At 71.5% G+C, this 19102-nt stretch carries 23 protein-coding genes; 11 read left to right on the top strand and 12 right to left on the bottom strand.

From position 1 onward, the window contains the following. Positions 1 to 3 precede the first annotated feature (3 nt). Complete coding sequence (locus LG391_RS28115; protein WP_225771371.1) at positions 4 to 501, top strand: DUF2155 domain-containing protein; 498 nt, start codon at positions 4 to 6, stop codon at positions 499 to 501. A 262-nt stretch (positions 502 to 763) separates the two neighbouring features. Here LG391_RS28115 and LG391_RS28110 read toward each other — a convergent pair whose 3' ends face one another. The 3 genes from LG391_RS28110 to aat are packed head-to-tail and all read right to left on the bottom strand — an operon-like array spanning position 764 to position 2756. Next, positions 764 to 1135 carry an MAPEG family protein gene (locus LG391_RS28110; protein WP_225771370.1) on the bottom strand — a complete coding sequence of 124 codons (372 nt, stop codon included), beginning with the start codon at positions 1133 to 1135 and terminating at the stop codon, positions 764 to 766. A gap of 59 nt (positions 1136 to 1194) precedes the next feature. After that, positions 1195 to 2109 (bottom strand): N-acetyltransferase, encoded by a 915-nt coding sequence (locus tag LG391_RS28105; protein ID WP_225771369.1) that lies wholly within the window; start codon positions 2107 to 2109, stop codon positions 1195 to 1197. Beyond that, on the bottom strand, positions 2106 to 2756 hold the full coding sequence (aat, locus tag LG391_RS28100) for a leucyl/phenylalanyl-tRNA--protein transferase (RefSeq protein WP_225771368.1): 651 nt from the start codon (positions 2754 to 2756) through the stop codon (positions 2106 to 2108). Before aat ends, LG391_RS28105 begins: the two co-directional genes overlap by 4 nt. 308 nt (positions 2757 to 3064) lie before the next feature. On the opposite strand from aat, the gene trpS reads away from it, so the two are divergent. Next, positions 3065 to 4111, top strand: coding sequence for a tryptophan--tRNA ligase (trpS, locus tag LG391_RS28095; RefSeq protein WP_225771367.1), 1047 nt, complete (start codon positions 3065 to 3067; stop codon positions 4109 to 4111). A gap of 9 nt (positions 4112 to 4120) precedes the next feature. Here trpS and LG391_RS28090 read toward each other — a convergent pair whose 3' ends face one another. The 8 genes from LG391_RS28090 to LG391_RS28050 form a co-directional block, all read right to left on the bottom strand. Continuing rightward, entirely contained in the window at positions 4121 to 5047 is a 927-nt protein-coding gene (locus LG391_RS28090; protein ID WP_225771366.1) for a hypothetical protein, read from the bottom strand. Between the two features lie 72 nt (positions 5048 to 5119). Further along, positions 5120 to 6025: a hypothetical protein gene (locus tag LG391_RS28085; RefSeq protein ID WP_225771365.1), complete on the bottom strand. Its 906-nt coding sequence runs from the start codon at positions 6023 to 6025 to the stop codon at positions 5120 to 5122. Between the two features lie 155 nt (positions 6026 to 6180). Then, positions 6181 to 7518 carry an acetyl-CoA carboxylase biotin carboxylase subunit gene (gene accC / locus LG391_RS28080; RefSeq protein ID WP_225771364.1) on the bottom strand — a complete coding sequence of 446 codons (1338 nt, stop codon included), beginning with the start codon at positions 7516 to 7518 and terminating at the stop codon, positions 6181 to 6183. Further along, positions 7518 to 7967, bottom strand: coding sequence for an acetyl-CoA carboxylase biotin carboxyl carrier protein (gene accB, locus LG391_RS28075; RefSeq protein WP_225771363.1), 450 nt, complete (start codon positions 7965 to 7967; stop codon positions 7518 to 7520). Before accB ends, accC begins: the two co-directional genes overlap by 1 nt. A gap of 7 nt (positions 7968 to 7974) precedes the next feature. Then, positions 7975 to 8439, bottom strand: coding sequence for a type II 3-dehydroquinate dehydratase (gene aroQ / locus LG391_RS28070; protein ID WP_026868690.1), 465 nt, complete (start codon positions 8437 to 8439; stop codon positions 7975 to 7977). A gap of 86 nt (positions 8440 to 8525) precedes the next feature. Next, the gene (locus tag LG391_RS34775; RefSeq protein ID WP_255646903.1) at positions 8526 to 9941 is read right to left on the bottom strand and encodes a TPM domain-containing protein; all 1416 of its coding nucleotides are present in this window, start codon (positions 9939 to 9941) and stop codon (positions 8526 to 8528) included. Between the two features lie 17 nt (positions 9942 to 9958). After that, positions 9959 to 10579, bottom strand: a complete 621-nt coding sequence (locus LG391_RS28055) for a LemA family protein (protein WP_225771362.1) — start codon at positions 10577 to 10579, stop codon at positions 9959 to 9961. Positions 10580 to 10734: 155 nt separating this feature from the next. Beyond that, entirely contained in the window at positions 10735 to 11604 is an 870-nt protein-coding gene (locus LG391_RS28050) for a LysR substrate-binding domain-containing protein (protein ID WP_225771361.1), read from the bottom strand. Positions 11605 to 11705: 101 nt separating this feature from the next. On the opposite strand from LG391_RS28050, the gene LG391_RS28045 reads away from it, so the two are divergent. From LG391_RS28045 to LG391_RS28005, 9 genes are all read left to right on the top strand, one after another. Continuing rightward, positions 11706 to 12629 (top strand): DMT family transporter, encoded by a 924-nt coding sequence (locus LG391_RS28045; RefSeq protein ID WP_225771360.1) that lies wholly within the window; start codon positions 11706 to 11708, stop codon positions 12627 to 12629. A gap of 21 nt (positions 12630 to 12650) precedes the next feature. Next, positions 12651 to 12986, top strand: a complete 336-nt coding sequence (locus LG391_RS28040) for a hypothetical protein (RefSeq protein WP_225771359.1) — start codon at positions 12651 to 12653, stop codon at positions 12984 to 12986. Positions 12987 to 13022: 36 nt separating this feature from the next. After that, the gene (locus LG391_RS28035; RefSeq protein ID WP_225771358.1) at positions 13023 to 13511 is read left to right on the top strand and encodes a cupin domain-containing protein; all 489 of its coding nucleotides are present in this window, start codon (positions 13023 to 13025) and stop codon (positions 13509 to 13511) included. Between the two features lie 45 nt (positions 13512 to 13556). Then, positions 13557 to 13850, top strand: a complete 294-nt coding sequence (locus LG391_RS28030) for a DUF3303 domain-containing protein (RefSeq protein ID WP_225771557.1) — start codon at positions 13557 to 13559, stop codon at positions 13848 to 13850. 10 nt (positions 13851 to 13860) lie between these two features. Beyond that, the gene (locus tag LG391_RS28025; protein WP_225771357.1) at positions 13861 to 14664 is read left to right on the top strand and encodes an MBL fold metallo-hydrolase; all 804 of its coding nucleotides are present in this window, start codon (positions 13861 to 13863) and stop codon (positions 14662 to 14664) included. A gap of 61 nt (positions 14665 to 14725) precedes the next feature. Continuing rightward, positions 14726 to 14869, top strand: coding sequence for a hypothetical protein (locus LG391_RS28020; RefSeq protein WP_225771356.1), 144 nt, complete (start codon positions 14726 to 14728; stop codon positions 14867 to 14869). 26 nt (positions 14870 to 14895) lie between these two features. Beyond that, on the top strand, positions 14896 to 16233 hold the full coding sequence (locus LG391_RS28015; protein WP_225771355.1) for an erythromycin esterase family protein: 1338 nt from the start codon (positions 14896 to 14898) through the stop codon (positions 16231 to 16233). Between the two features lie 2 nt (positions 16234 to 16235). Then, entirely contained in the window at positions 16236 to 16883 is a 648-nt protein-coding gene (locus tag LG391_RS28010; protein ID WP_225771354.1) for a dienelactone hydrolase family protein, read from the top strand. Continuing rightward, positions 16880 to 17560, top strand: coding sequence for a phosphoribosyltransferase (locus tag LG391_RS28005; protein ID WP_225771353.1), 681 nt, complete (start codon positions 16880 to 16882; stop codon positions 17558 to 17560). Before LG391_RS28010 ends, LG391_RS28005 begins: the two co-directional genes overlap by 4 nt. On the opposite strand, the gene LG391_RS28000 is transcribed toward LG391_RS28005, so the two are convergent. Continuing rightward, the gene (locus LG391_RS28000) at positions 17557 to 19062 is read right to left on the bottom strand and encodes a multicopper oxidase family protein (RefSeq protein ID WP_225771352.1); all 1506 of its coding nucleotides are present in this window, start codon (positions 19060 to 19062) and stop codon (positions 17557 to 17559) included. The genes LG391_RS28005 and LG391_RS28000 overlap by 4 nt on opposite strands. Between the last annotated feature and the right edge of the window lie 40 nt (positions 19063 to 19102).

Raw genomic sequence — 19102 nt, 5'->3', positions numbered from 1 at the left:
ACCATGCGCAGCCTTTTCGTGCTTCCCGCGCTCGCGGTGCTCGCCGCCGCGGCTCTTCCGGGCGCGGTGCAGGCCGCGGCCACGATCGACCAGCCGATCGCCGAGCTGCGCGGCCTCGACAAGATCACGGCGCGGACCCAGCCGCTCGAGGCCAAGGTCGGCGAGACGGTGCAGTTCGGCACGCTGGGCATCACCGTCCGCGCCTGCCGCAAGGCGCCGCCCGAGGATCCGCCGGAGAGCGCGGCCTTCCTCGAGATCACCGACACCCCGCCCGGCAAGCCGGCCGCCACCGTCTTCACCGGCTGGATGTTCGCCTCCTCGCCGGGCGTCTCGGCGCTCGACCATCCGGTCTACGACATCTGGGTGGTCAGCTGCACCGACACCTCGCCGGCCGCCGCGGCGGCGCAGCAGGAGGTCGACGAGAACGTGCCGGACGCCTCGCCGCTGCCGCTGCCGGAGATGAAGATCATCCCGCCGGCGCTGCCGCCGGGCCGGCAGTAGCCCGTATATCCCCCCCCCTTGCGTCCTGCGTCGCCTTGCGGTGAGTCGAATGAGGGCGCGGGCCGCGAAGAGCGTATAGGGACATACGGTCGAGCGGCCGGCGCCCGCAGGCGGCCGCCGCAAGGCGACCCTCCGGGCCGGTTGAACATGCCGACATGGTGCGTCGAACGGCTTGCGCGATGCACCACATCGCGCTGCGCCGTCCTCCTGCCCTGTCGGCATGTTGAACCGGCGCAGGACACAAGGGGGTGGGATATACGGGCTAGGCGGCCAAGGCGAACAGGCCGAGCACGCAGAGGAAGCCGAGCGCCCAGATGTTGGATCGCAGGCTCGGCCGGTCGGCGGCATAGGCGCCGGTATAGGCGAGGCGGAACAGCACGAAGAGTCCGGCCAGCAGGTCGGCCCAGCCCTGGGGCGCGCCGCGCATCTGGGCGATGATCACCGCCGCGGCGAAGGCCGGAAACGTCTCGAAATGGTTGCGATGCGCCCAGTCCAGGCGCTGCTGCCAGCCGGTCATCCGCTCCATGTCCCGGCGCGGGGCGTGGTTGTCGATCCGCGACGTCACCTTGGCCGGCATCACGGTCAGATAGGGCAGCAGGATGGCCGCCAGGACCATCCAGAGGGCGAAGGTCATCACGACGACTCCGGCAGCGTTCTAGGCATTGTCGCCGCCGTGTCTCTGCCCGAGAAGTGCTATCCGGCGGCCGGCACGTCCTTCACGTAGACCGGGATGGTCTCGGTCACGGTGAAGCCGTGGCGGCGATAGAGGGCCAGGGCGGCGTCGTTCACCGCCGCGACCTCCAGCACCGCGGTGCCGGCTCCGGCGGCGTGCAGGCGGCGCAGGCTCTCGGCCACCAGGATGTCGCCCAGCCCGCCGCCGCGATGCTCCGGATGGCGCCCGATCAGGGCGACGTCGCCTTCGTCGCCGGCGATCTTGGGCGGATGCACGCGCAGGAAGCCGGCGACGGCGTCGCCGTGCAGGATCAGGCCGTGGTTCTCGGGCATCGCGCGAGCCCGGGCGGCGAAGCTCTCGAAATCCGGGATGCTGGCGCCGGGCACCGGCGTCATGGCGCGGCAGACGGCCTCGTGCTGGCTGCGCATCGTCTCCTCGGTCGGCGGCGACCAGCGCAGGCCTTCGGGCAGGGGTGGCACCGGTGGCGGGGCGGTGTCCAGGGGCCGGCGCATCACGTGCATGCGGTAGGCCTCGCGATAGCCGCGGGCCTGCAACTCGGCGGCGCGGCCGGCGAACATGTCCTCGGTGCCGACCTCGAGGCTGCGCCGCGGCCCGGCGGCGGTGACCGCCTCGGCCTCCGCCAGCAGGAAGGCGGCGAGCGCGTCCCCATCGCAGCCGGGCAGGAGGCAGAGCGGCACCAGGATGGCCGCGTTGCGGCCGTTGGTCGTGGCGTCGACCACGGCGGCGACGGCGACCCGCCGCCCCTCGGCGTCGACCACGTCGATGATGCTGCCGGGGCCCAGCACCAGGCGCGACAGGCCCCAGCGCGGCTCGAACGGCGTGGTCGGCACCGGGTGCGCCTCGATGAAGCGGATCAGCGCGTCGTCGATCGGGCCGTCCGGCACCGGCCGGCGGCGCAGGGGCAGGGCGGTCATCGCTCCTCCGGCCGTCGGTGCAGCAGCGCGGCCAGCTCCGGCTCCGGGTCGGCGCCGGCCCAGTCCGGCCGCAGCGCCAGGGCGGCGGCCAGGCGGCGGCGATACTCGGCGCGCTCGATCTCGATGGTGCCGAAGCGGGCCAGGTGGTCGGTGACGAACTGGGTGTCGAGCAGGGCGAAGCCGGCCGCGCGCAGCCGGGCAACGAGATGGACCAGCGCCACCTTGCTGGCGTCGGTGGCGCGGCTGAACATGCTCTCGCCGAAATAGGCGCCGCCCAGGGCGACGCCGTACAGGCCGCCCACCAGCGTGTCGCCGTCCCAGCATTCGACGCTGTGGGCGAAGCCGGCCCGGTGAAGGGCGGTGTAGAGGGCGACGATCTCGTCGTTGATCCAGGTGTTCGGCCGGTCCGGCGAGGGCGCGGCGCAGCCGGCGATCACCGCATGGAAGGCGTGGTCGGCGGTGACCTTGAAGCGTCCGGCCTTGACCGTGCGGGCCAGCCGTCGCGGCACATGCACGCCGTCGAGCGGCAGGATGCCCCGGCGCGGCGGGTCGAACCAGTGCAGCTCCGGGCTGTCCGCCGATTCCGCCATCGGGAACAGCCCGGCGGCATAGGCGCGCAGCAGCAGCTGGGGCGTGACGCGGGTCATGGCCGGGACCGGAAGGTTGTCCCAGGGATATGGGGCGGCATGACGTCCATGTCCCGTCGATAGCGGAGGGGAACGAGCGCGTCCACCCTTGCCGGCTTTCCGCCGGGACCCGGCTGCTGTATGGTGCCGGCCATGACGAAGCCCGCGACCCTGTCCCGGAATTGGTGGTGCAGCGCCTGACGGCGGCTGCGCGTGCTTCGTCCTGCACCCACGGCCGCTCCGATGGAAGCGGCCTTTTTCATGTCCGGTGAGACGGACGGCGATCCATCCGAGCGGCCTTTTCCTCCCTGCTCGAAAGGATTCGTCCCATGTCTCTTGCCCTCTTTGCGCATCGTGAAGATGTGCTCGAAATCGCCAGCACCGATGTCGTGCTGACCGGCGACCGGCCGACTGGGCCGTTGCATCTCGGTCACTACGCCGGCTCGCTGGCCAGCCGGCTGCGGCTGCAGCGCCTGTGCCGGCAGTTCGTGCTGATCGCCGACCTGCAGGCCCTGACCGACAATGCCGCCGATCCCGGCCGGGTCAGCCGCAACGTGATGGAGGTGGCGCTCGATTACCTCGCCATCGGTCTCGACCCGGCGCGCAGCGCCATCGTGCTGCAGTCGGCGGTGCCGGAGATGGCGGAGCTGGCGATGCTGTATCTCAACCTCGTCACCGTGGCGCGGCTGGAGCGCAACCCGACCGTGCGCGACGAGATCCGTCAGCGCGGCTTCGCCCGCGACCTGCCGGCGGGGTTCCTGTGCTATCCGGTCAGCCAGGCGGCCGACATCACCGCAGTGGCGGCGACGCTGGTGCCGGTCGGGGCCGACCAGGCGCCGATGCTGGAGCAGACGGTGGAGATCGTGCGCGCGGTCAACCGGCTGGCCGGCGCCGCGGTGCTGCCGGAGCCGCGCATCCTCCTGTCGACCACGCCGCGCCTGCCGGGGCTGGACGGCCAGGGCAAGGCCAGCAAGTCCGCCGGCAACGCCATCGACCTGCGCGACGATGCGGACACGGTCCGCGCCAAGATCCGCCGCATGTACACCGACCCCGGCCATCTGAAGGTCGAGGATCCGGGGAAGGTCGAGGGCAATGTCGTGTTCGCCTATCTCGACGCCTTCGACCCCGACCCGGCGGCGGTGGCGGAGCTCAAGCACCGCTACCGCGCCGGCGGTCTGCCGGACATGGCGGTCAAGCGCCGGCTGGAGGAGGGGCTGGAGGCGCTGCTGGGCCCGATCCGCGAGCGCCGCGCCGCACTCGCGCGCGATCCGGGCGAGGTCCGCGCCGTCCTGCGCCGGGGCACCGAGGCGGCGCGGGAGCAGGCGGCGCGGACCCTGGAGGCGGTTCGCGGCGTGTTCGGGCTGGTGCGGCCGTGAAGCCGCGCGTCAATAGCTGGCGGTCAGGTTCAGCCGCTTCACCAGCGCCATCAGCTTGGCGGGGTCATCGGGTCTTGCCGTCTCCAGCTCGGCGAGGGCGAGCGGCGGCTGCGGCGCGATCGACAGGCGGAACGGCCCCCGCGGCTGCGGCATGGCCTGGATGAAGCGGCCGATCGCGTCCACCGACTCCTGCGGCACCCCGGCTGCGGTCAGGACGGCCAGCCCGGCCATGGCCTGCGCCTTGGCCGCGGCGACCGCCCCCTCCGGATCGGTCTCGCCGTTCGGCAGGGCGTACAGCGCCGGCAGCAGGGCATAGCCTTCGAACATGCCCTGGTTGTCGAAGTCCACAGTCAGGGACTGCAGCGACAGCTCGGCCAGGGCCCCGTCGCGGAGAGGGTTGCGGGGATCGATCCTGTCCATGTCGAGGCCGCGCATGGCCGCGCTGACGGAGAGATGACCGATATAATCGCCGCGGAAGGTGAAATCCCTCAGGGTCAGGAGACCCGCCGGCTCGTCGTAGTCGTAGTCGAAGGTGACCTCGATCGGCTTGTGCAGCAGCTTCATCTGGTACGCTCTCGGCGGCGGCAGCGCCGGCGCCTCAAACCGGATGTCCTCGGCGCGGACCGCGAGGGTAAGCGGCGGCCGGTCCGTGTAGAAGCGCTCGAAATCGATGCGGTCGATGGTCAGGGTTCCGATCACCCAGCCCCGGTACTGGTCCATCACCAGCTTCAGCTCGGTGTAGCGGCAGCTGGCTTCGCCGACCGGCGTCACGGTGCCGGCCGTCGGCGCCTCGGGGGTCGCCTTCGCGATCATCGGGATCAGGTCGCGGCAGCGCTGCACCGGGTCCGCCGGCACCGGGGCGGCCTGGGCGGGCAGGGCGGGCAGGGCGGCACCGAGGACGGCACCAGCCAATGCGAGGATATGAAACGGCTTCAAGATTCCCCCCAACGACAATGGCCGGGGAGTCGCCGCCCCGGCCATCCCTTCACATCAGGCTTTTGGACGCCGTCAGTAGCTGACGGCGACGTTCAGGCTCTTCACCAGATCCATCGACTTGGCGTCGCCCGGCTTGATCGTGGCCAGCTGCGCCAGCGGCACCGGCGCGGCCGGGTCAATCGAGATGGTCAGCGGGCCCTTCGGCGCCGGGAAGTCCTGGGCGAAGGACATCAGGCTCTTCACCGCGGCTTCCGGCACGCCGATCGCCGACAGCGCCGCCATGCCGAGCACGGCCTGGCTCTTGCCCTGCTCGATCGCGGTCTTCGGGTCCTGGCCCTGGGCGGTGGCGAAGGCGATCACCTTGTCGATGATGCCCTTGTTCTCGAAATGCAGCTTGATCTTGCGCAGCGAGGCCGTGCCCAGCAGCTGGGTCGGGTCGGCCGCGGCCGCCGGATCCGCGGCGCTGACGCCGTCCAGCGCGCCGTCCAGCGACAGCTCACCCAGCGAGTTGCCGCTGAGCTGGAACTCGGTCAGCGTGAACTGCTTGCTGGCGGCGTCGAGCGCATAGTCGATCGCGACGTCGAACGGCTCCTCGCCAAGGACGGCCTTGACCTCGGGGTTGTCGATCGAGATGCCCGTGGCCTGCCCTGTCAGCGTGTCCGACGGCTTGCCGTCATAGGCCTTGGCGAAATCGAGCTTGTCGAAGCTGAGCTCTTCGATCGTGACCGTGGTCGGGGTCTTGCCCTCGGCCACCTTGTCGGCAGGCTCGACCATCTTCAGCTTGGTGAACTTGCAGCCGGAATCGCCGAAGGACTCGACCGACCCGACCTCGGCATTGTGCATCGGCGAATCGGCCGGGGCGAGCGTCAGGAGGCCCTTGCAGCGCTCGACCGGGTCGGACGGGACCTCGGCCGCCAGGGCCGGGGCGGTGACCAGCGCCACCAGCGCCGCCGCCGTCGAAGCACGAAACACGCTCATCAGCATCTCCTCGCATATCGGGGAGGCACCGGACCCGCAGGCGAGCCGGGCCTGCGACAGCGATCGCATCCCCTCGATCGCCAGCCCCGGGCACGGGCGCCCGGGACGTTCATGCAGTGGTATTCTCAGAATTGGGCTGAATTCAGGCCGGGGCCCTATTTCGCCATCAACCGCTCGAGCCAACGGATGTCGTAGTCGCCGTTGATGAAGTCCGGCTCGGCGATCAGCCGGGCGTGCAGCGGCAGGGTGGTCTTCACCCCGTCGATGACATACTCCTCCAGCGCCCGCCGCAGCCGCATCAGGCATTCGTTGCGGGTGGTGCCGCGGACGATCAGCTTGGCCACCAGGCTGTCATAGTGCGGCGGGATGCGGGAGCCGTCATAGATCGCGCTGTCGACCCGCACGCCGAGCCCGCCCGGCGCGTGATAGCCGTCGATCCGCCCGGGGGAGGGGGTGAAGGTCTCCGGGTCCTCGGCGTTGATCCGGCACTCGATGGCGTGGCCCTGGAACTCGATGTCCTGCTGGCCGTAGCCGAGCGGCGCGCCGGTGGCGACGCGGATCTGCTCGCGCACCAGGTCGATGCCCGAGATCTCCTCGGTGATCGGGTGCTCGACCTGCAGGCGGGTGTTCATCTCGATGAAGTAGAACTTCCCGTCCTGGTACAGGAACTCCATCGTGCCGACGCCGCGATAGCCCAGCTTGCGCGCCGTCTCCGCCGCCAGCCCGCCGATATAGGCGCGCTCCTCGGCGTTCAGCGCGGGCGACGGCGCCTCCTCGATCACCTTCTGGTGCCGGCGCTGGATCGAGCAGTCGCGCTCGCCGAAATGCACCACGTTGCCGTGGGTGTCGGCCAGCAGCTGGATCTCGATGTGGCGCGGATGGTCGAGATATTTCTCGACATAGACGCTGTCGTTGCCGAAGGCGGCGCGGGCCTCGTTGCGGGCCATGCTGTAGGCCTCGGCCAGCTCGCCCTCGCTCTGGGCCACCTTCATGCCCTTGCCGCCGCCGCCGGCGGTGGCCTTGATCAGCACCGGGAAGCCCATGTCCTTGGCCAGGGCCATCGCCTCGTCGACCGTGTCGACGGCGCCGTCGGAACCGGGCACGACCGGCAGGCCGGCGGCCTTGACCGCGTCCTTGGCGGCGATCTTGTCGCCCATCACCCGGATGTGCTGCGCGGTCGGGCCGATGAAGGCGAAGCCGTGCTCCTCCACCATCTCGGCGAAGCGGGCGTTCTCGGCCAGGAAGCCGATGCCCGGATGGATCGCGTCGCAGCCGGTGATGGTGGCGGCGGAGAGCAGGGCCGGGATGTTGAGATAGCTGTCGCGCGCCGCCGGCGGGCCGATGCAGACCGCCTCGTCGGCCAGGCGCACGGCCATGGCGTCGCTGTCGGCCGTGGAGTGCACGACCACGGTGCGGATGCCCATCTCGCGGCAGGCGCGATGGATGCGCAGCGCGATCTCGCCGCGGTTGGCGATGAGGACCTTCTCGAACATCAGTCGATCACGACCAGCGGTTCGCCGAACTCGACCGGCTGGGCGTCCTCGACCAGCACGGCGCTGACGGTGCCGGCGCGCGGGCTGCGGATCGGGTTCATTACCTTCATCGCTTCGACGATCAGCAGCGTCGCGCCTTCGGCCACCTTGTCGCCGACCTTGACGAAGGCCGCGGCGCCGGGCTCGGGCGACAGGTAGACGGTGCCGACCATCGGCGAGGTCACGGCGTTCTTCGGCGGGCCGGCCGGGGTGGCGGGCGCGGCCGCCGGGGCGGCGGCGACGGCCGGGGCCGCCGCGGGGGCGGGCGCATAGGCCGTCACCGGCGCCGGCTGGCGGTTCAGCCGGATGCGGCGGTCGCCTTCCGAGAACTCGATCTCGGTCAGGCCCGTCTCGTCGAGAAGCTTGGCCAGGCCACGCACGAATTCGGGATCGAGGTTGAAGGTGCTCATCTGGTCTTCACCGGTCGGTTTCGAGAAGCCGCGCCATCGCCTGCAGGGCCAGAAGATAGCCGTGCACGCCGAGCCCGCACACCACCCCGGTCGCCGCCAGCGAGACATAGGAATGGTGCCGGAACGCATCGCGGCGGAAGATATTGGAGAGATGGACCTCGATCACCGGAAGTTCCGCCGCGTTCAGCGCGTCGAGGATGGCGACCGAGGTGTGGCTGTAGGCGCCGGCATTGACGATGATGCCGTCATGGGCGGTGCGGGCCTCCTGGATCCAGGTGACCAGCTCTCCCTCGTGGTTCGATTGCCGGAAGTCGATCTCGAGCTCGAGCTGCTCGGCCTCGTCGGCGCAGGCCTGCTCGATGTCGGCGAGCGTGTCGCGGCCATAGATCTCGGGCTGGCGCACGCCCAGCATGTTGAGATTGGGGCCGTTGAGGATAAGGACCGTCGGCCGGTCCGACTGGATCGCCGTCACGCGTCGCTGCTCCCGGAGTCAATAGCGCCGGGCGTATCATAGGCGGTGCGGCTTTCACAAGCGCCGTTGCACGAACCTGTCATGGTTCACAGGATGACGGGCCCGTCCGGCAGCTCCTCGGGGTTGGCCTCGCCGGGCGCCGTCGGCCAGACCCGCAGCAGTTCGGCGTCGATCGCGGCCAGGGCTTCCAGCACGCCCTCCTCGTACCGCCCGGCCTGGAACCGGTCGCGCAGCGCGGCGCAGATCCGCGGCCACACGGCGTCGTCGACCCGGGCGGTGACGCCGCGGTCGGCGACGATCTCGATCCGGTGGTCGGCAAGCAGGAGGTACAGCAGCACGCCGGTCGCCTGGGCCGTGTCCCAGACGCGCAGACGGCCGAACACCTCCAGCGCCCGCGTCCGGCTGTCGCGGATATGCGGCGGGGCCGAGGCCTCGACCGCGATCACGATCTCGCCCAGGTGCCGGCGCTCGGCGCCGCGGATCGCCTCGTGCAGCCGGGCCATCACCGCCGGGCCGAAATGGCGGCGCAGCAGCCGGTGGCCGTGCCACTCGGCGACCGGCCGCCACCGCCGCAGGATCCTACCAGCTTCCGGATGCACCGCCGCCTCCGCTCGATCCGCCGCCGCCGCTGAAGCCGCCTCCGCCGGAACCGCCCCCGGACCGGCCGCCGAAGCCCCCACCGAAGCCGCCGCCCAATCCCCGCCAAAGCCTCCCGACCCGCGGCGGGGGCTGTAGGTGCCGCCGCCCGGCCCGCCGAGGCTGCCGCCGATGCCGCCGAGAATCACCGCGCCGATGGCGCAGAACGCGCCGAAGAAGATCAGGCCGGACAGGCCCCAGCCGAGGCCGCCGGCGACCAGCGCGCTGCCGCCGGCCGGCAGCGGCATCGGCAGCCCGGCGGCGCGGAGAAAGCCGCGGGCCACGACGCCGCCGACGATCGCCAGGATGATGACCTGGAGCATCTCCTGCGGCGCTTCGCCCCGGCTCTCCGGCGGGGGCGGCGGCAGCGCCTCGCCGTCGATCAGCCGGATCAGGCTGTCGACCGCGGTGCCCAGCCCGCCGGCGAAATCGCCCTGGCGGAAGGCGGGCGTGATCTGCTCGCGGATGATGCGGCCGGCGGTGATGTCCGGGATCGCGCCCTCCAGGCCATAGCCGGGCTCGATCCGCACGGTGCGGTCGTTCTTGGCGACCAGCAGCAGCACGCCGTCGTCGACGCCCTGGCGGCCCAGCTTCCACTGGTCGAACACCCGCCTGGCGTATTGCTCGACGGTGTCGGCGCCGGTGGTCGGCACGATCAGGATGGCGATCTGCGCGCCCTTGCGCTGCTCGACCGCCGCCAGCTTGCCCTCCAGCGCCTGCCGGTCGGCGGCGGACAGGGTGTTGGTCAGGTCGGTCACGCGGGCGCTCAGCTGCGGCACGGCGACCGGCTGCTGGGCCACCGCCGCGGCGACGGCAAGGACCAGCAGCCAGCCCGCCAGGGCCAGCCGACGCAGCGCCGCGGCCATGCTCGGGGCTGTGAGCCTCAAGGCTTCGGGGCCGGCGAAGTCCCGAAATCGACCTTGGGCGCGGTCGAGATCGCGGCCTCGTTCTCGACGCTGAAATTCGGCTTGGCGCTGAAGCCGAGCACGCCGGCGATCAGGTTGCCGGGGAAGCGGCGGACGCCGACATTGTACTCCTGCACCGCCTGGATCGAGCGGTTGCGCGCCGTGGCGATCCGGTTCTCGGTGCCCTCCAACTGGGTCATCAGGTCCTGGAACAGCGCGTCGGATTTCAGTTGCGGATAGTTCTCCGTCACCACCAGCAGCCGCGACAGGGCCGAGGACAGCTCGCCCTGCGCCGCCTGGAACTTCTGCAGCGCCGCCGGGTCGTTCAGCGTCTCCGGCGGCACCTGGATGCTGCCGACCTTGGCCCGGGCCTCGGTCACCTGGGTCAGCACGTCCTTCTCCTGGTTGGCATAGCCTTGCACGGTCTTGACCAGGTTCGGCACCAGGTCGGCCCGGCGCTGGTACTGGTTCAGCACCTCGGACCAGGCGGCCTTGACGTTTTCGTCGCCGGCCAGGAAGCGGTTATAGGCGCTGCCGCCCCACAGGGCGACCAGCACGACCAGAACGACGACCACGATCAGTCCGGTGAAACGACGCATCCGATCCCCCTCGATCAGCGGAGCGAGCCCGCGCGGATTGCACCATCAACCCCCGACCGGGGCAATCGTGCCTTGAGCCCACCGGACTGGCTTCCCATCAAGGGAGTCCCGAATCGCTTCGCTGCGCAACAGGAAATCGGTGCGGCGGCCGGCCCTCAGGCGGCGATTGCCTCCGGCCGGCCGACGGCGGTGTGGATCTGCTCGGCCAGCCGGACCACGGCCGGAGTCCGCGGCCGGGCGCCCCAGGCCAGCCCGATCTCCAGCGCCGGCAGGGGCGGCAGCCCGTCGCGCTCGCCCAGCACCCGCATCCCGTCCGGCAGGCTGCAGCCCACCACCACCGCCACGGCCAGCCCGGCGCGGACCACGGCCAGGAGGCCAACCAGGCTGGGGCTGGAATAGGCGATGCGATACGGGCGCTGCGTCGCCGCCAGCGCCTGCAGCGTGACGTCCCGGGCGACGCAGCCGGGTTCGTACAGCGCCACCGGCAGCGGCTCCTCCCGCTGCGGGTCGTGGTCCGGCGACCCGAACCAGACCAGCGGCTCGCGGCGCAGCAGCTCGCCGTCACGGCCCGGCCCGCGGGTCACCACCGCCAGGTCGATCTCGCCGGCCGTCAGCCGGCGGTCCAGGAAGGTGGTCTGCTCGCAGATCAACTCGACCTCGACCTGGGGATGGCTGGCGGCGAAGCGCGACAGGATCGGCGGCAGCAGCGAATAGGCGTAGTCATCGGGGATGCCGAGCTGGACCCGGCCGCGAAGGTCGGGCTCGACCAGCGCCGCCCAGGCCTCCTCCTCCAGCCGCAGCATGCGCCTTGCGTGGCCCAGCAGGCTCTCGCCGGCCGGTGTCATGCGCACTTGACGGCTGCTGCGGTCGAACAGCCGCTTGCCGACCGCCTCCTCCAGCCGCCGCACCTGCATGCTGACGGCCGACTGGGTGCGCCCGACCCGCGAAGCGGCCAGACTGAAGCTGCCGCCCTCGGCGATCGCCACCAGGGTGCGCAGCACGTCGAGATCGAGGCGCCTGTCCATGACGCAATCATAAATCCAGGTGATGGTCAGCTTCAAATCTATTCGTTTGATTGAAGTGCGATATGAGCCCAGCTTCCCTTCACGGAAGACAGGAGGCGACCATGGGCGGCATCGAGGCGGCGGAGCGGCGGAGCGGGATCCTGCAGCTCGCTCTGGGCATGGCGGTGGTCGGCACCGTCGGCGTGTTCATGGAGGAATCGGGACAGGGACCGATCAACGCGGTGTTCTTCCGCTGCGTCTTCGGGGCGCTGGTCCTGCTGGCCTTCTGCGCCGCGCGCGGCTGGCTGCGCGGCCTGCGCCTGGCGCCGCGGCAATGGGCGCTGGTCCTGTTCGGCGGCATCTGCATCGTGCTCAACTGGGTCGCGTTCTTCGCCGCGATCCGGCACAGCTCGATCGCCTTCGCCACCATCGTCTACCACGTCCAGCCCTTCTGGGTGGTGCTGGCGGGCGCCGTGCTGTTCGGCGAACGGCTCAGCGGCCAGAAGCTGGGCTGGATCGCGATCGCCTTCGCCGGGCTGGCCCTGGCCACCGGCATCGGCGGCGGCGAGGGGGCGGAGCCGGGGCGGCTTCTCGGCGCCGGCCTGGCCGTGCTGGCCTCGCTGCTCTACACCGGCACGGTGCTGTCGACCAAGGCGCTGCGCGGGGTGCGGCCGCATCTGACCGCGATGATCCACGCCGCCACCGGCATCGTGCTGCTGGCGCCCTTCGTCGGCGTCGCGGACCTGCCGGCGACGCCCGGTCCCTGGGGCTGGCTGGCCGGGCTCGGCGCGATCCACACCGGCCTGGTCTACGTGTTGATGTACGCCGCCTATCCGAAGCTGCCGACGCCGGTGATCGCCGTGCTGGCCTTCGTCTACCCGGCCTCGGCGATCCTCAGCGACTGGCTGGTCTACGGCCATCAGCTCGGGCTGGGGCAGGCGGCCGGGATGGGGCTGATCGCGCTCTCCAGCCTGGCGGTGACCCTCGGCTGGCGGCTGTGGCCGGCGCGGCGGCGTGCGGCCGCACCAGGGTTGACGTCCTGCTAGGCTTCGTTCATGATATGTTCCATGAGCAGGATCAAGACCGCCCTCGACCTCGCCATCGCAACAGATCCGGAGCTGGTCCGGCTCGAATGGCAGATTCGCACGCTGCATGAGTCGACCGAGATCGATATGGCGGTGGCGGAGCGGCTGTCGAAGGATCCCGCGAAGCTTCTGGAGACGGCGGACAGCTTCCTGCGCCTCGCCGACGAGGTGACCCGGACGCTCGCCTTGGCGAACAAGTTTCAGCAAAAATACCAGCAACGGCGCGAGAAACTGGAGGCGGAGCGGGCCCGGCGGCTCGCAAGTGCCCGCGCCGCGTTCCTGGCCGCAGGCTCGTCGCCGGCGGGCACCCGCCACTAGACTGGCCTCTCCGCAGCGCAAGCCAGGGGGCGCGACATGACCGACTCGCCGACCTCGATCAACGCCGACGGCGTCTATGAGCCGTTCTCCGCCGACCGGGTGCCGTGGGAGGAATTCGAGCGCGGCAAGCTCGGCAGCCGGTTCCGGGTGCTCAGCAAATTCGGCGGCGGCAGCCATGTCGGTGTGTCCTATGAGGAACTGCCGCCCGGCAAGCAGTCCAACCTGCTGCACTACCACTTGCTGGAGGAGGAGCACGTCTTCATCCTGGAGGGGGAGCTGACGCTGCGCCTCGGCGACCGCTCCTACCCGATGAAGGCGGGCGACTATGTCTGCTTCCCGGCCGGGCAGAAGGTCGGGCACTGCCTGGTCAACCACACCGACAAGCCCTGCCGCTACATCCTGATCGGCGAGAACAATCCGCATGACGTCGCGGTGTTCCCGGAGACCGGCCGGGTCAGCGTGCGGCTGACCGGCGAGGGCTATCGCAAGTCCGCCGTGATGGACTATTGGGAAGGCACGGACTGAATCCGCAGCGCCGGACAACGGCGGGGAGGCCAGGCTGTGCTGTTCATGATCATCGAGCGCTTCGCCAACCGCGACCCGGTCGCGGCCTATCGTCATCTGCGCGACGCCGGTCGCGGCCTGCCCGAGGGGCTGAAATACGTCGACAGCTGGGTCGAGTCGAACTGCGACCGCTGCTTCCAGCTGATGGAATGCGACGATCTGGCCCTGCTGCAGCGATGGATCCTGCATTGGCGCGGCACCGGGGTCAGCTTCGAAGTCGTGCCGGTGCTGCGCAGCGCCGAGACCCGCGCCGTGGTGGCGCCGCTGCTCGACCCGCCGGCGACCGGCCCGATTTCCTGAGGGACGCTCCATGGCCGGATTCGACCTGCCCGTGGCCGCCGAATGGTTCCGCAGGCGCGACATGGGCGGCGGGCTGACGCTGATCGTCGAGCCGCACACCGACGTGCTGATGCGGGCCAATATCTGGCATCTGCGCGGCCGCGACCGCGACCTGCTGGTCGATGGCGGCCTCGGCGTGGCGCCGCTGCGGCCGGCCTTCCCCGAGCTGTTCGAGGGGCAGCGGACGATCGCGCTGGCCACCCACACCCATGCCGACCATATCGGCGCGATCCATGAGTTCGAGGAGCGCTGGGTGCATCCGCTGGAGGCCGAGGCGCTGGCCCGGCCGCGGCCCGGCACGCTGATCTCCGACGAGATCCCGGCCGAGGCACGGCAGCGCTTCGTCGATGCGGGCTATCCGCCGCTCGGTCCGGCCCTGGTCACCGCCGTGCCCCATGCCGGCTACGACCTGCGCGGCTATGCCCTGCAGGGCGCCGAGCCGACCCGGCGGATTGGGCCGGGGGAGACGGTGGATCTCGGCGACCGGCGCTTCCGGGTGCTGCATGTGCCGGGCCATTCGCCCGGCAGCATCGCCCTGTTCGAGGACGCGACCGGCATCCTGTTCGCCGGCGACGTGATCTATGACGGCCCGCTGCTGTATCGCGGCCCGGGCATGGCCATCGCCGACTATGTCCGCTCCTTCGCCCTGCTGCGGTCGCTGCCGGTCACGGTGGTCCATGCCGGCCATGACGACAGCTTTGGCAAGGCCCGGCTGGACGCGATCATCGACCGCTACCTCGCGCGCTGGCGGACCGAGGGGCTGATCGCCGCCTGACCGCTCCGCCGGAACAGTCCGGCGCCGGCCCCCGTTGCCCAGGAGAGCGAGCGAGGGACGCATGCCTCATCCTCAGCCGCCGCCGGCGTCTCGGCGGGGATGGCGTCAGATCATCCTGCGCAGCCTGGCCCGGCGCCTGATCTTCCTCGGCGGGCTGGTCGTCCTTGCTCTGATCATCGTGCTGGTCCGGTTCTGGCCTCTCTAGCGCCGGCGGACCGAACGGAGACAGCAATGGCCGATCCGAGAGTGTCCGAGCAGGCCCGGGTGGAGGCCCAGGGCGATGCCGTCGGCGAGCTGCGCCTCTATGGCGAGCCGCTTCCGCCGCCGGAGAATGCCGGGGCCTTCGGCGCCCTGTTCAGCCGCTTCGCCGATGCCCAGGTGGTGCTGCTGGGCGAGGCGACGCACGGCACCTCCGAATTCTACCAGGCCCGGGCCGCGATCACGCGGACGCTGATCGCCGAGCACGGCTTCTCCATCGTCGCGGTCGAGGCGGACTGGCCGGATGCCGCGCGGATCGACCGCTACGTCCGGCACCGCGACCCCGAGCCGTCGCGGGAGGAGGCGTTCGCCCGCTTCCCGACCTGGATGTGGCGCAACGCCGAGGTGCTGGCCTTCGCCGAATGGCTGCGCGCCCACAATGAAGGGCTGCCGCCTGGCCGGCGCGCCGCCTTCCGCGGCCTCGACGTCTACAGCCTGGGCGCGTCGATCGACGCCGTGCTGCGCTATCTCGACCAGGTCGATCCGCGGGCCGCGGCGGAGGCCCGCCGGCGCTACGCCTGCCTGACGCCGTGGCAGAGCGAGCCGGCGCGTTATGGCCGGGCCGTGCTGTCGGGCCGCCAGGAGCCCTGCGAGGACGAGGCCGTCGCCCAGCTCGGCGCGCTGCTCGGCCGCCGCCTGTCGGACCTCGACGGCGAGGCCCATTTCGACGCGGCGCAGAACGCCCGCATCGTGCGCGCGGCCGAGCAATACTACCGGCTGATGTATCGCGGCTCGACCGAATCCTGGAACCTGCGCGACCGGCACATGTTCGAGACGCTGCAGGCGCTGCTCGCCGCCGGCGGCGAGGGCGCCAAGGCGGTCGTCTGGGCCCACAACTCGCATATCGGCAACGCCGCGGCCACGGCGATGGGCTGGCAGGGCGAGTTCAACATCGGCGAGCTGTGCCGCACCGCCTATGGCGACGAGGCGGTGCTGATCGGCTTCGGCACCGACCGGGGCACGGTCGCGGCGGCGTCGGAATGGGACGCGCCGATGGAGGTCAAGACCATCCGCCCGGCCCGGCCCGACAGTTGGGAGCACGCCTTCCGCCGTGCCGGCCTCGCTCGGTCGCTGACCGACTGGCGCGGCTTCGACCGGCCGGCCCTGGCGGCGGCGCTGTCCCAGCCCCTGCTCGAACGCGCCATCGGCGTCGTCTACCGGCCGGAGACGGAGCTGCTGAGCCACTATTTCCAGGCCGTGCTGGCCGAACAGTTCGACGCCTATGTCTGGTTCGAGGAGACCCGGGCCGTCACGCCCCTCGGCCCGGCCCGGCCGCAGGGCGTCCCCGACACCTATCCCTTCGGGCTCTGACCATGACACACGACATCTCGCACCCCGTCGAGATCGGCCCCCGGCGCCTGCAGGGGCTGCTCGGCCTGCCGAAGAACCGGGCCGACGGCCTGGTGATCTTCGCCCATGGCAGCGGCAGCGGCCGGCATAGCCCGCGCAACGGCCATGTCGCCGCCGGCCTGCGCTCGGCCGGCCTGGCCACGCTGCTGCTCGACCTGCTGACCCCGGAGGAGGAGCAGGACCGCGCCAACGTCTTCGACATCCCGCTGCTGGCGGAGCGGCTGGACCTCGCCACCGACTGGGCGGCGCGGGCGGCCGAGACGTCGGAGCTCACCGCCGGCTATTTCGGCGCCAGCACCGGGGCTGCCGCGGCGCTGGTGGCGGCGAAAGGCTCGGCCCGGATCGGTGCGGTGGTCTCGCGCGGCGGCCGGCCGGACTTGGCGGGCGACGCGCTCGACCGTGTGCGGGCGCCGACCCTGCTGCTTGTCGGCAGCCTCGACGACCAGGTGCTGGACCTCAACCGCCAGGCCTATGAGCGGCTGCCGGGCGAGAAGGAGCTGGTGGTGGTGCCGGGCGCCGGCCATCTGTTCGAGGAGCCGGGGACGCTCGACCAGGTGCTGCGGCAGGCGGTGCTGTGGTTCCGTCGCCACCTGGCGGGAGACGACCGATGATCCTGTCGCCGGTCCGGTTCCGCGACCGCAGGGATGCCGGCCGGCGCCTCGCCGCGGCGCTGGCCCGTTACCGCGACCTTCGGCCGGTCGTCCTGGCGCTGCCGCGCGGCGGCGTGCCGGTCGGGTTCGAGGTGGCGCGGGCCCTGGCGGCGCCGCTCGACGTGCTGCTGGTGCGCAAGATCGGCGCACCCGGCTATCCCGAGCTGGGGCTCGGCGCGGTGATCGACGGCGCGGACCCGCATGTGGTGCTGAACGACGCCGTGATGCGCGAGGTCATGCCCGCGCCGGGCTATGTCGAGGCCGAGACCGAGCGGCAGCTGGCCGAGATCGAGCGCCGCCGGCGCCTCTATCGCGGCGACCGGCCGGCCCCGTCGGTCGCCGGGCACGTCGTCATCCTGGTCGATGACGGCATCGCCACCGGCGGCACCGTCACCGCCGCCCTGCGGGGGCTGGCGGCGGCGCAGCCGGCCCGGCTGGTGCTCGCGGTGCCGGTGGCGCCGCCGGAGGCGCTGGAGACGCTGTCCGGGCTGGCCGATGACGTGGTCTGCCTGTCCGCCCCGTCCCTCTTCGGCGCCGTCGGCCGGTTCTACCAGGACTTCGAGCAGACGACCGATGAGGAGGTGATCGGCCTCCTCGCCGAAGCGGCGGTCCCTCCGGCGCCGTCCACAGCCGGTTAGGCCACGCCTTCGTACTCCACCGTCGTCATCATGCCGCCCTCCATATGATACAGGTGGTGGCAGTGGAACGCCCAGCGGCCGGGGTTGTCGGCGTCGAAGGCGACGGTCACGGTCTTGCCCGGCGGCACCAGCACCGTGTCGCGCCGGGCGCCGGACAGGGGCCGGCCGTCGATCGCCACCACCTGGAAATGGTGGCCGTGCAGATGCATCGGATGGGCCATCATCGACGGGTTGGTCATGGCGATCGCCACCCGCTCGCCCCGCCGCACCGCCAGCGGCGTGTCCTGGCCGTGCACCTTGCCGTTCAAGGTCCAGACATAGCTCGCCATATCGCCCCCCAGCACCACCGGGATGGTCCGGTCCACGGCCCGTGCAGCCAGCGGCTCCGCCGCCTGCAGCCGTGCCTCCAGCGCCAGGTCGAGCGGCGCCGATGCGTCGTCGCCGAGATCGGCGATGCGGGCGATCGCGGCCCCCGGTGCGGCCAGCACCAGCCCGGTGCGCTGCCGGTCGCCCTCGCGCAGCGCCAGCACCGGCAGCGCCCGGCCGGCCGGGACGGTGACGCGGATGTCCAGCCGCTGGGCGATCGCGATCGGGAAGCGCCTTCCGGCGGCCGGCGCCACCGGCATGCCGTCGACGGCCACCAGCGTGCCCTCGGCGGCGCCGAGATCGATGTGGAAGTTGGTCGCCGCGGCGCCGTTGATGATGCGCAGCCGCACCCGGCCGCCGCGCTCGACACGCACCACCTCCGGGTCGGCCAAGGTGCGGTCGTTCGCCAGGTAGGCGTCGTATTCGACGTCGTTCAGGTCCATCGCCATGCCGCCCGGCATGTCGTGCTGCATTCCCGGCCTGGCGTTTCCGGTGCCCGTGCCGTGCGCGCTGTGATCCATCCCGGCCATGCCCTGGCTGCTTCCGGCCATGCCGTGGGCGCCATGGTCCATCCCGGCCATGCCGTGGCCCTGGCCGCCGCGCAGCCCTGCCATGATCTCGGCCGGGTCGCGGAAGCTGAAGTCGTGCAGCATCAACACCACCTCCTGCTCGTCCAGCCCGGTCTCGGCCGGGTCGGCGACGATCAGCGGCGCCGCCAGCAGGCCCTGTTCCTGCAGCCCGAGATGGGAGTGCATCCAGTTGGTGCCCGGCCGCGCCAGCGGGAAGCCGTAGTCGATGCCAGCGCCGGCCGGCAGCGGGTCCTGGGTCACGCCCGGCACCCCGTCCTGGCGCCAGGGCGGGGTCAGGCCGTGCCGATGCACCAGCGACGGCTCGTCGAGCGCGTTGGTCAGCCGCAGCCGGAAATCCTGGCCGGCGATGGCGTGCAGGCCCTGGCCGCCATCCGGCCGCAGGATGCCGAACACGGTCGCCGGCCGTCCGGCGACGTCGAGGCTGCGGGTGGTGATGGTCAGCTCGGCCGGCGCGGAGGCCCGGGCGAAGCGGGGCAGGGCGCCGGCCAGCATGCCGAGGGCGGATGCTGTGGCGGCACCGGACAGGAAACGGCGGCGGGTGATCACGATCGGATCCTCATCAAGGCGGCGTCGACCGGAGTCTGGA

Source organism: Inquilinus sp. Marseille-Q2685 (assembly GCF_916619195.1).
Taxonomy (GTDB): domain Bacteria; phylum Pseudomonadota; class Alphaproteobacteria; order DSM-16000; family Inquilinaceae; genus Inquilinus.
The sequence above is the reverse complement of the archived record's forward strand: the minus strand, read 5'-3'. Positions and strand labels throughout refer to the sequence as shown.

Coding starts and splice junctions, on each gene's coding strand:
- LG391_RS28055 (WP_225771362.1), bottom strand. CDS start 10,579: ATGCGTCGTTTCACCGGACTGATCGTGGTCGTCGTTCTGGTCGTGCTG.
- LG391_RS28085 (WP_225771365.1), bottom strand. CDS start 6,025: ATGAGCGTGTTTCGTGCTTCGACGGCGGCGGCGCTGGTGGCGCTGGTC.
- accB (WP_225771363.1), bottom strand. CDS start 7,967: ATGAGCACCTTCAACCTCGATCCCGAATTCGTGCGTGGCCTGGCCAAG.
- LG391_RS28040 (WP_225771359.1), top strand. CDS start 12,651: ATGAGCAGGATCAAGACCGCCCTCGACCTCGCCATCGCAACAGATCCG.
- LG391_RS34775 (WP_255646903.1), bottom strand. CDS start 9,941: ATGGCCGCGGCGCTGCGTCGGCTGGCCCTGGCGGGCTGGCTGCTGGTC.
- LG391_RS28035 (WP_225771358.1), top strand. CDS start 13,023: ATGACCGACTCGCCGACCTCGATCAACGCCGACGGCGTCTATGAGCCG.
- LG391_RS28015 (WP_225771355.1), top strand. CDS start 14,896: ATGGCCGATCCGAGAGTGTCCGAGCAGGCCCGGGTGGAGGCCCAGGGC.
- trpS (WP_225771367.1), top strand. CDS start 3,065: ATGTCTCTTGCCCTCTTTGCGCATCGTGAAGATGTGCTCGAAATCGCC.
- LG391_RS28020 (WP_225771356.1), top strand. CDS start 14,726: ATGCCTCATCCTCAGCCGCCGCCGGCGTCTCGGCGGGGATGGCGTCAG.
- accC (WP_225771364.1), bottom strand. CDS start 7,518: ATGTTCGAGAAGGTCCTCATCGCCAACCGCGGCGAGATCGCGCTGCGC.
- LG391_RS28110 (WP_225771370.1), bottom strand. CDS start 1,135: ATGACCTTCGCCCTCTGGATGGTCCTGGCGGCCATCCTGCTGCCCTAT.
- LG391_RS28115 (WP_225771371.1), top strand. CDS start 4: ATGCGCAGCCTTTTCGTGCTTCCCGCGCTCGCGGTGCTCGCCGCCGCG.
- LG391_RS28050 (WP_225771361.1), bottom strand. CDS start 11,604: ATGGACAGGCGCCTCGATCTCGACGTGCTGCGCACCCTGGTGGCGATC.
- LG391_RS28105 (WP_225771369.1), bottom strand. CDS start 2,109: ATGACCGCCCTGCCCCTGCGCCGCCGGCCGGTGCCGGACGGCCCGATC.
- LG391_RS28025 (WP_225771357.1), top strand. CDS start 13,861: ATGGCCGGATTCGACCTGCCCGTGGCCGCCGAATGGTTCCGCAGGCGC.
- LG391_RS28010 (WP_225771354.1), top strand. CDS start 16,236: ATGACACACGACATCTCGCACCCCGTCGAGATCGGCCCCCGGCGCCTG.
- LG391_RS28030 (WP_225771557.1), top strand. CDS start 13,557: ATGATCATCGAGCGCTTCGCCAACCGCGACCCGGTCGCGGCCTATCGT.
- aat (WP_225771368.1), bottom strand. CDS start 2,756: ATGACCCGCGTCACGCCCCAGCTGCTGCTGCGCGCCTATGCCGCCGGG.
- LG391_RS28045 (WP_225771360.1), top strand. CDS start 11,706: ATGGGCGGCATCGAGGCGGCGGAGCGGCGGAGCGGGATCCTGCAGCTC.
- LG391_RS28005 (WP_225771353.1), top strand. CDS start 16,880: ATGATCCTGTCGCCGGTCCGGTTCCGCGACCGCAGGGATGCCGGCCGG.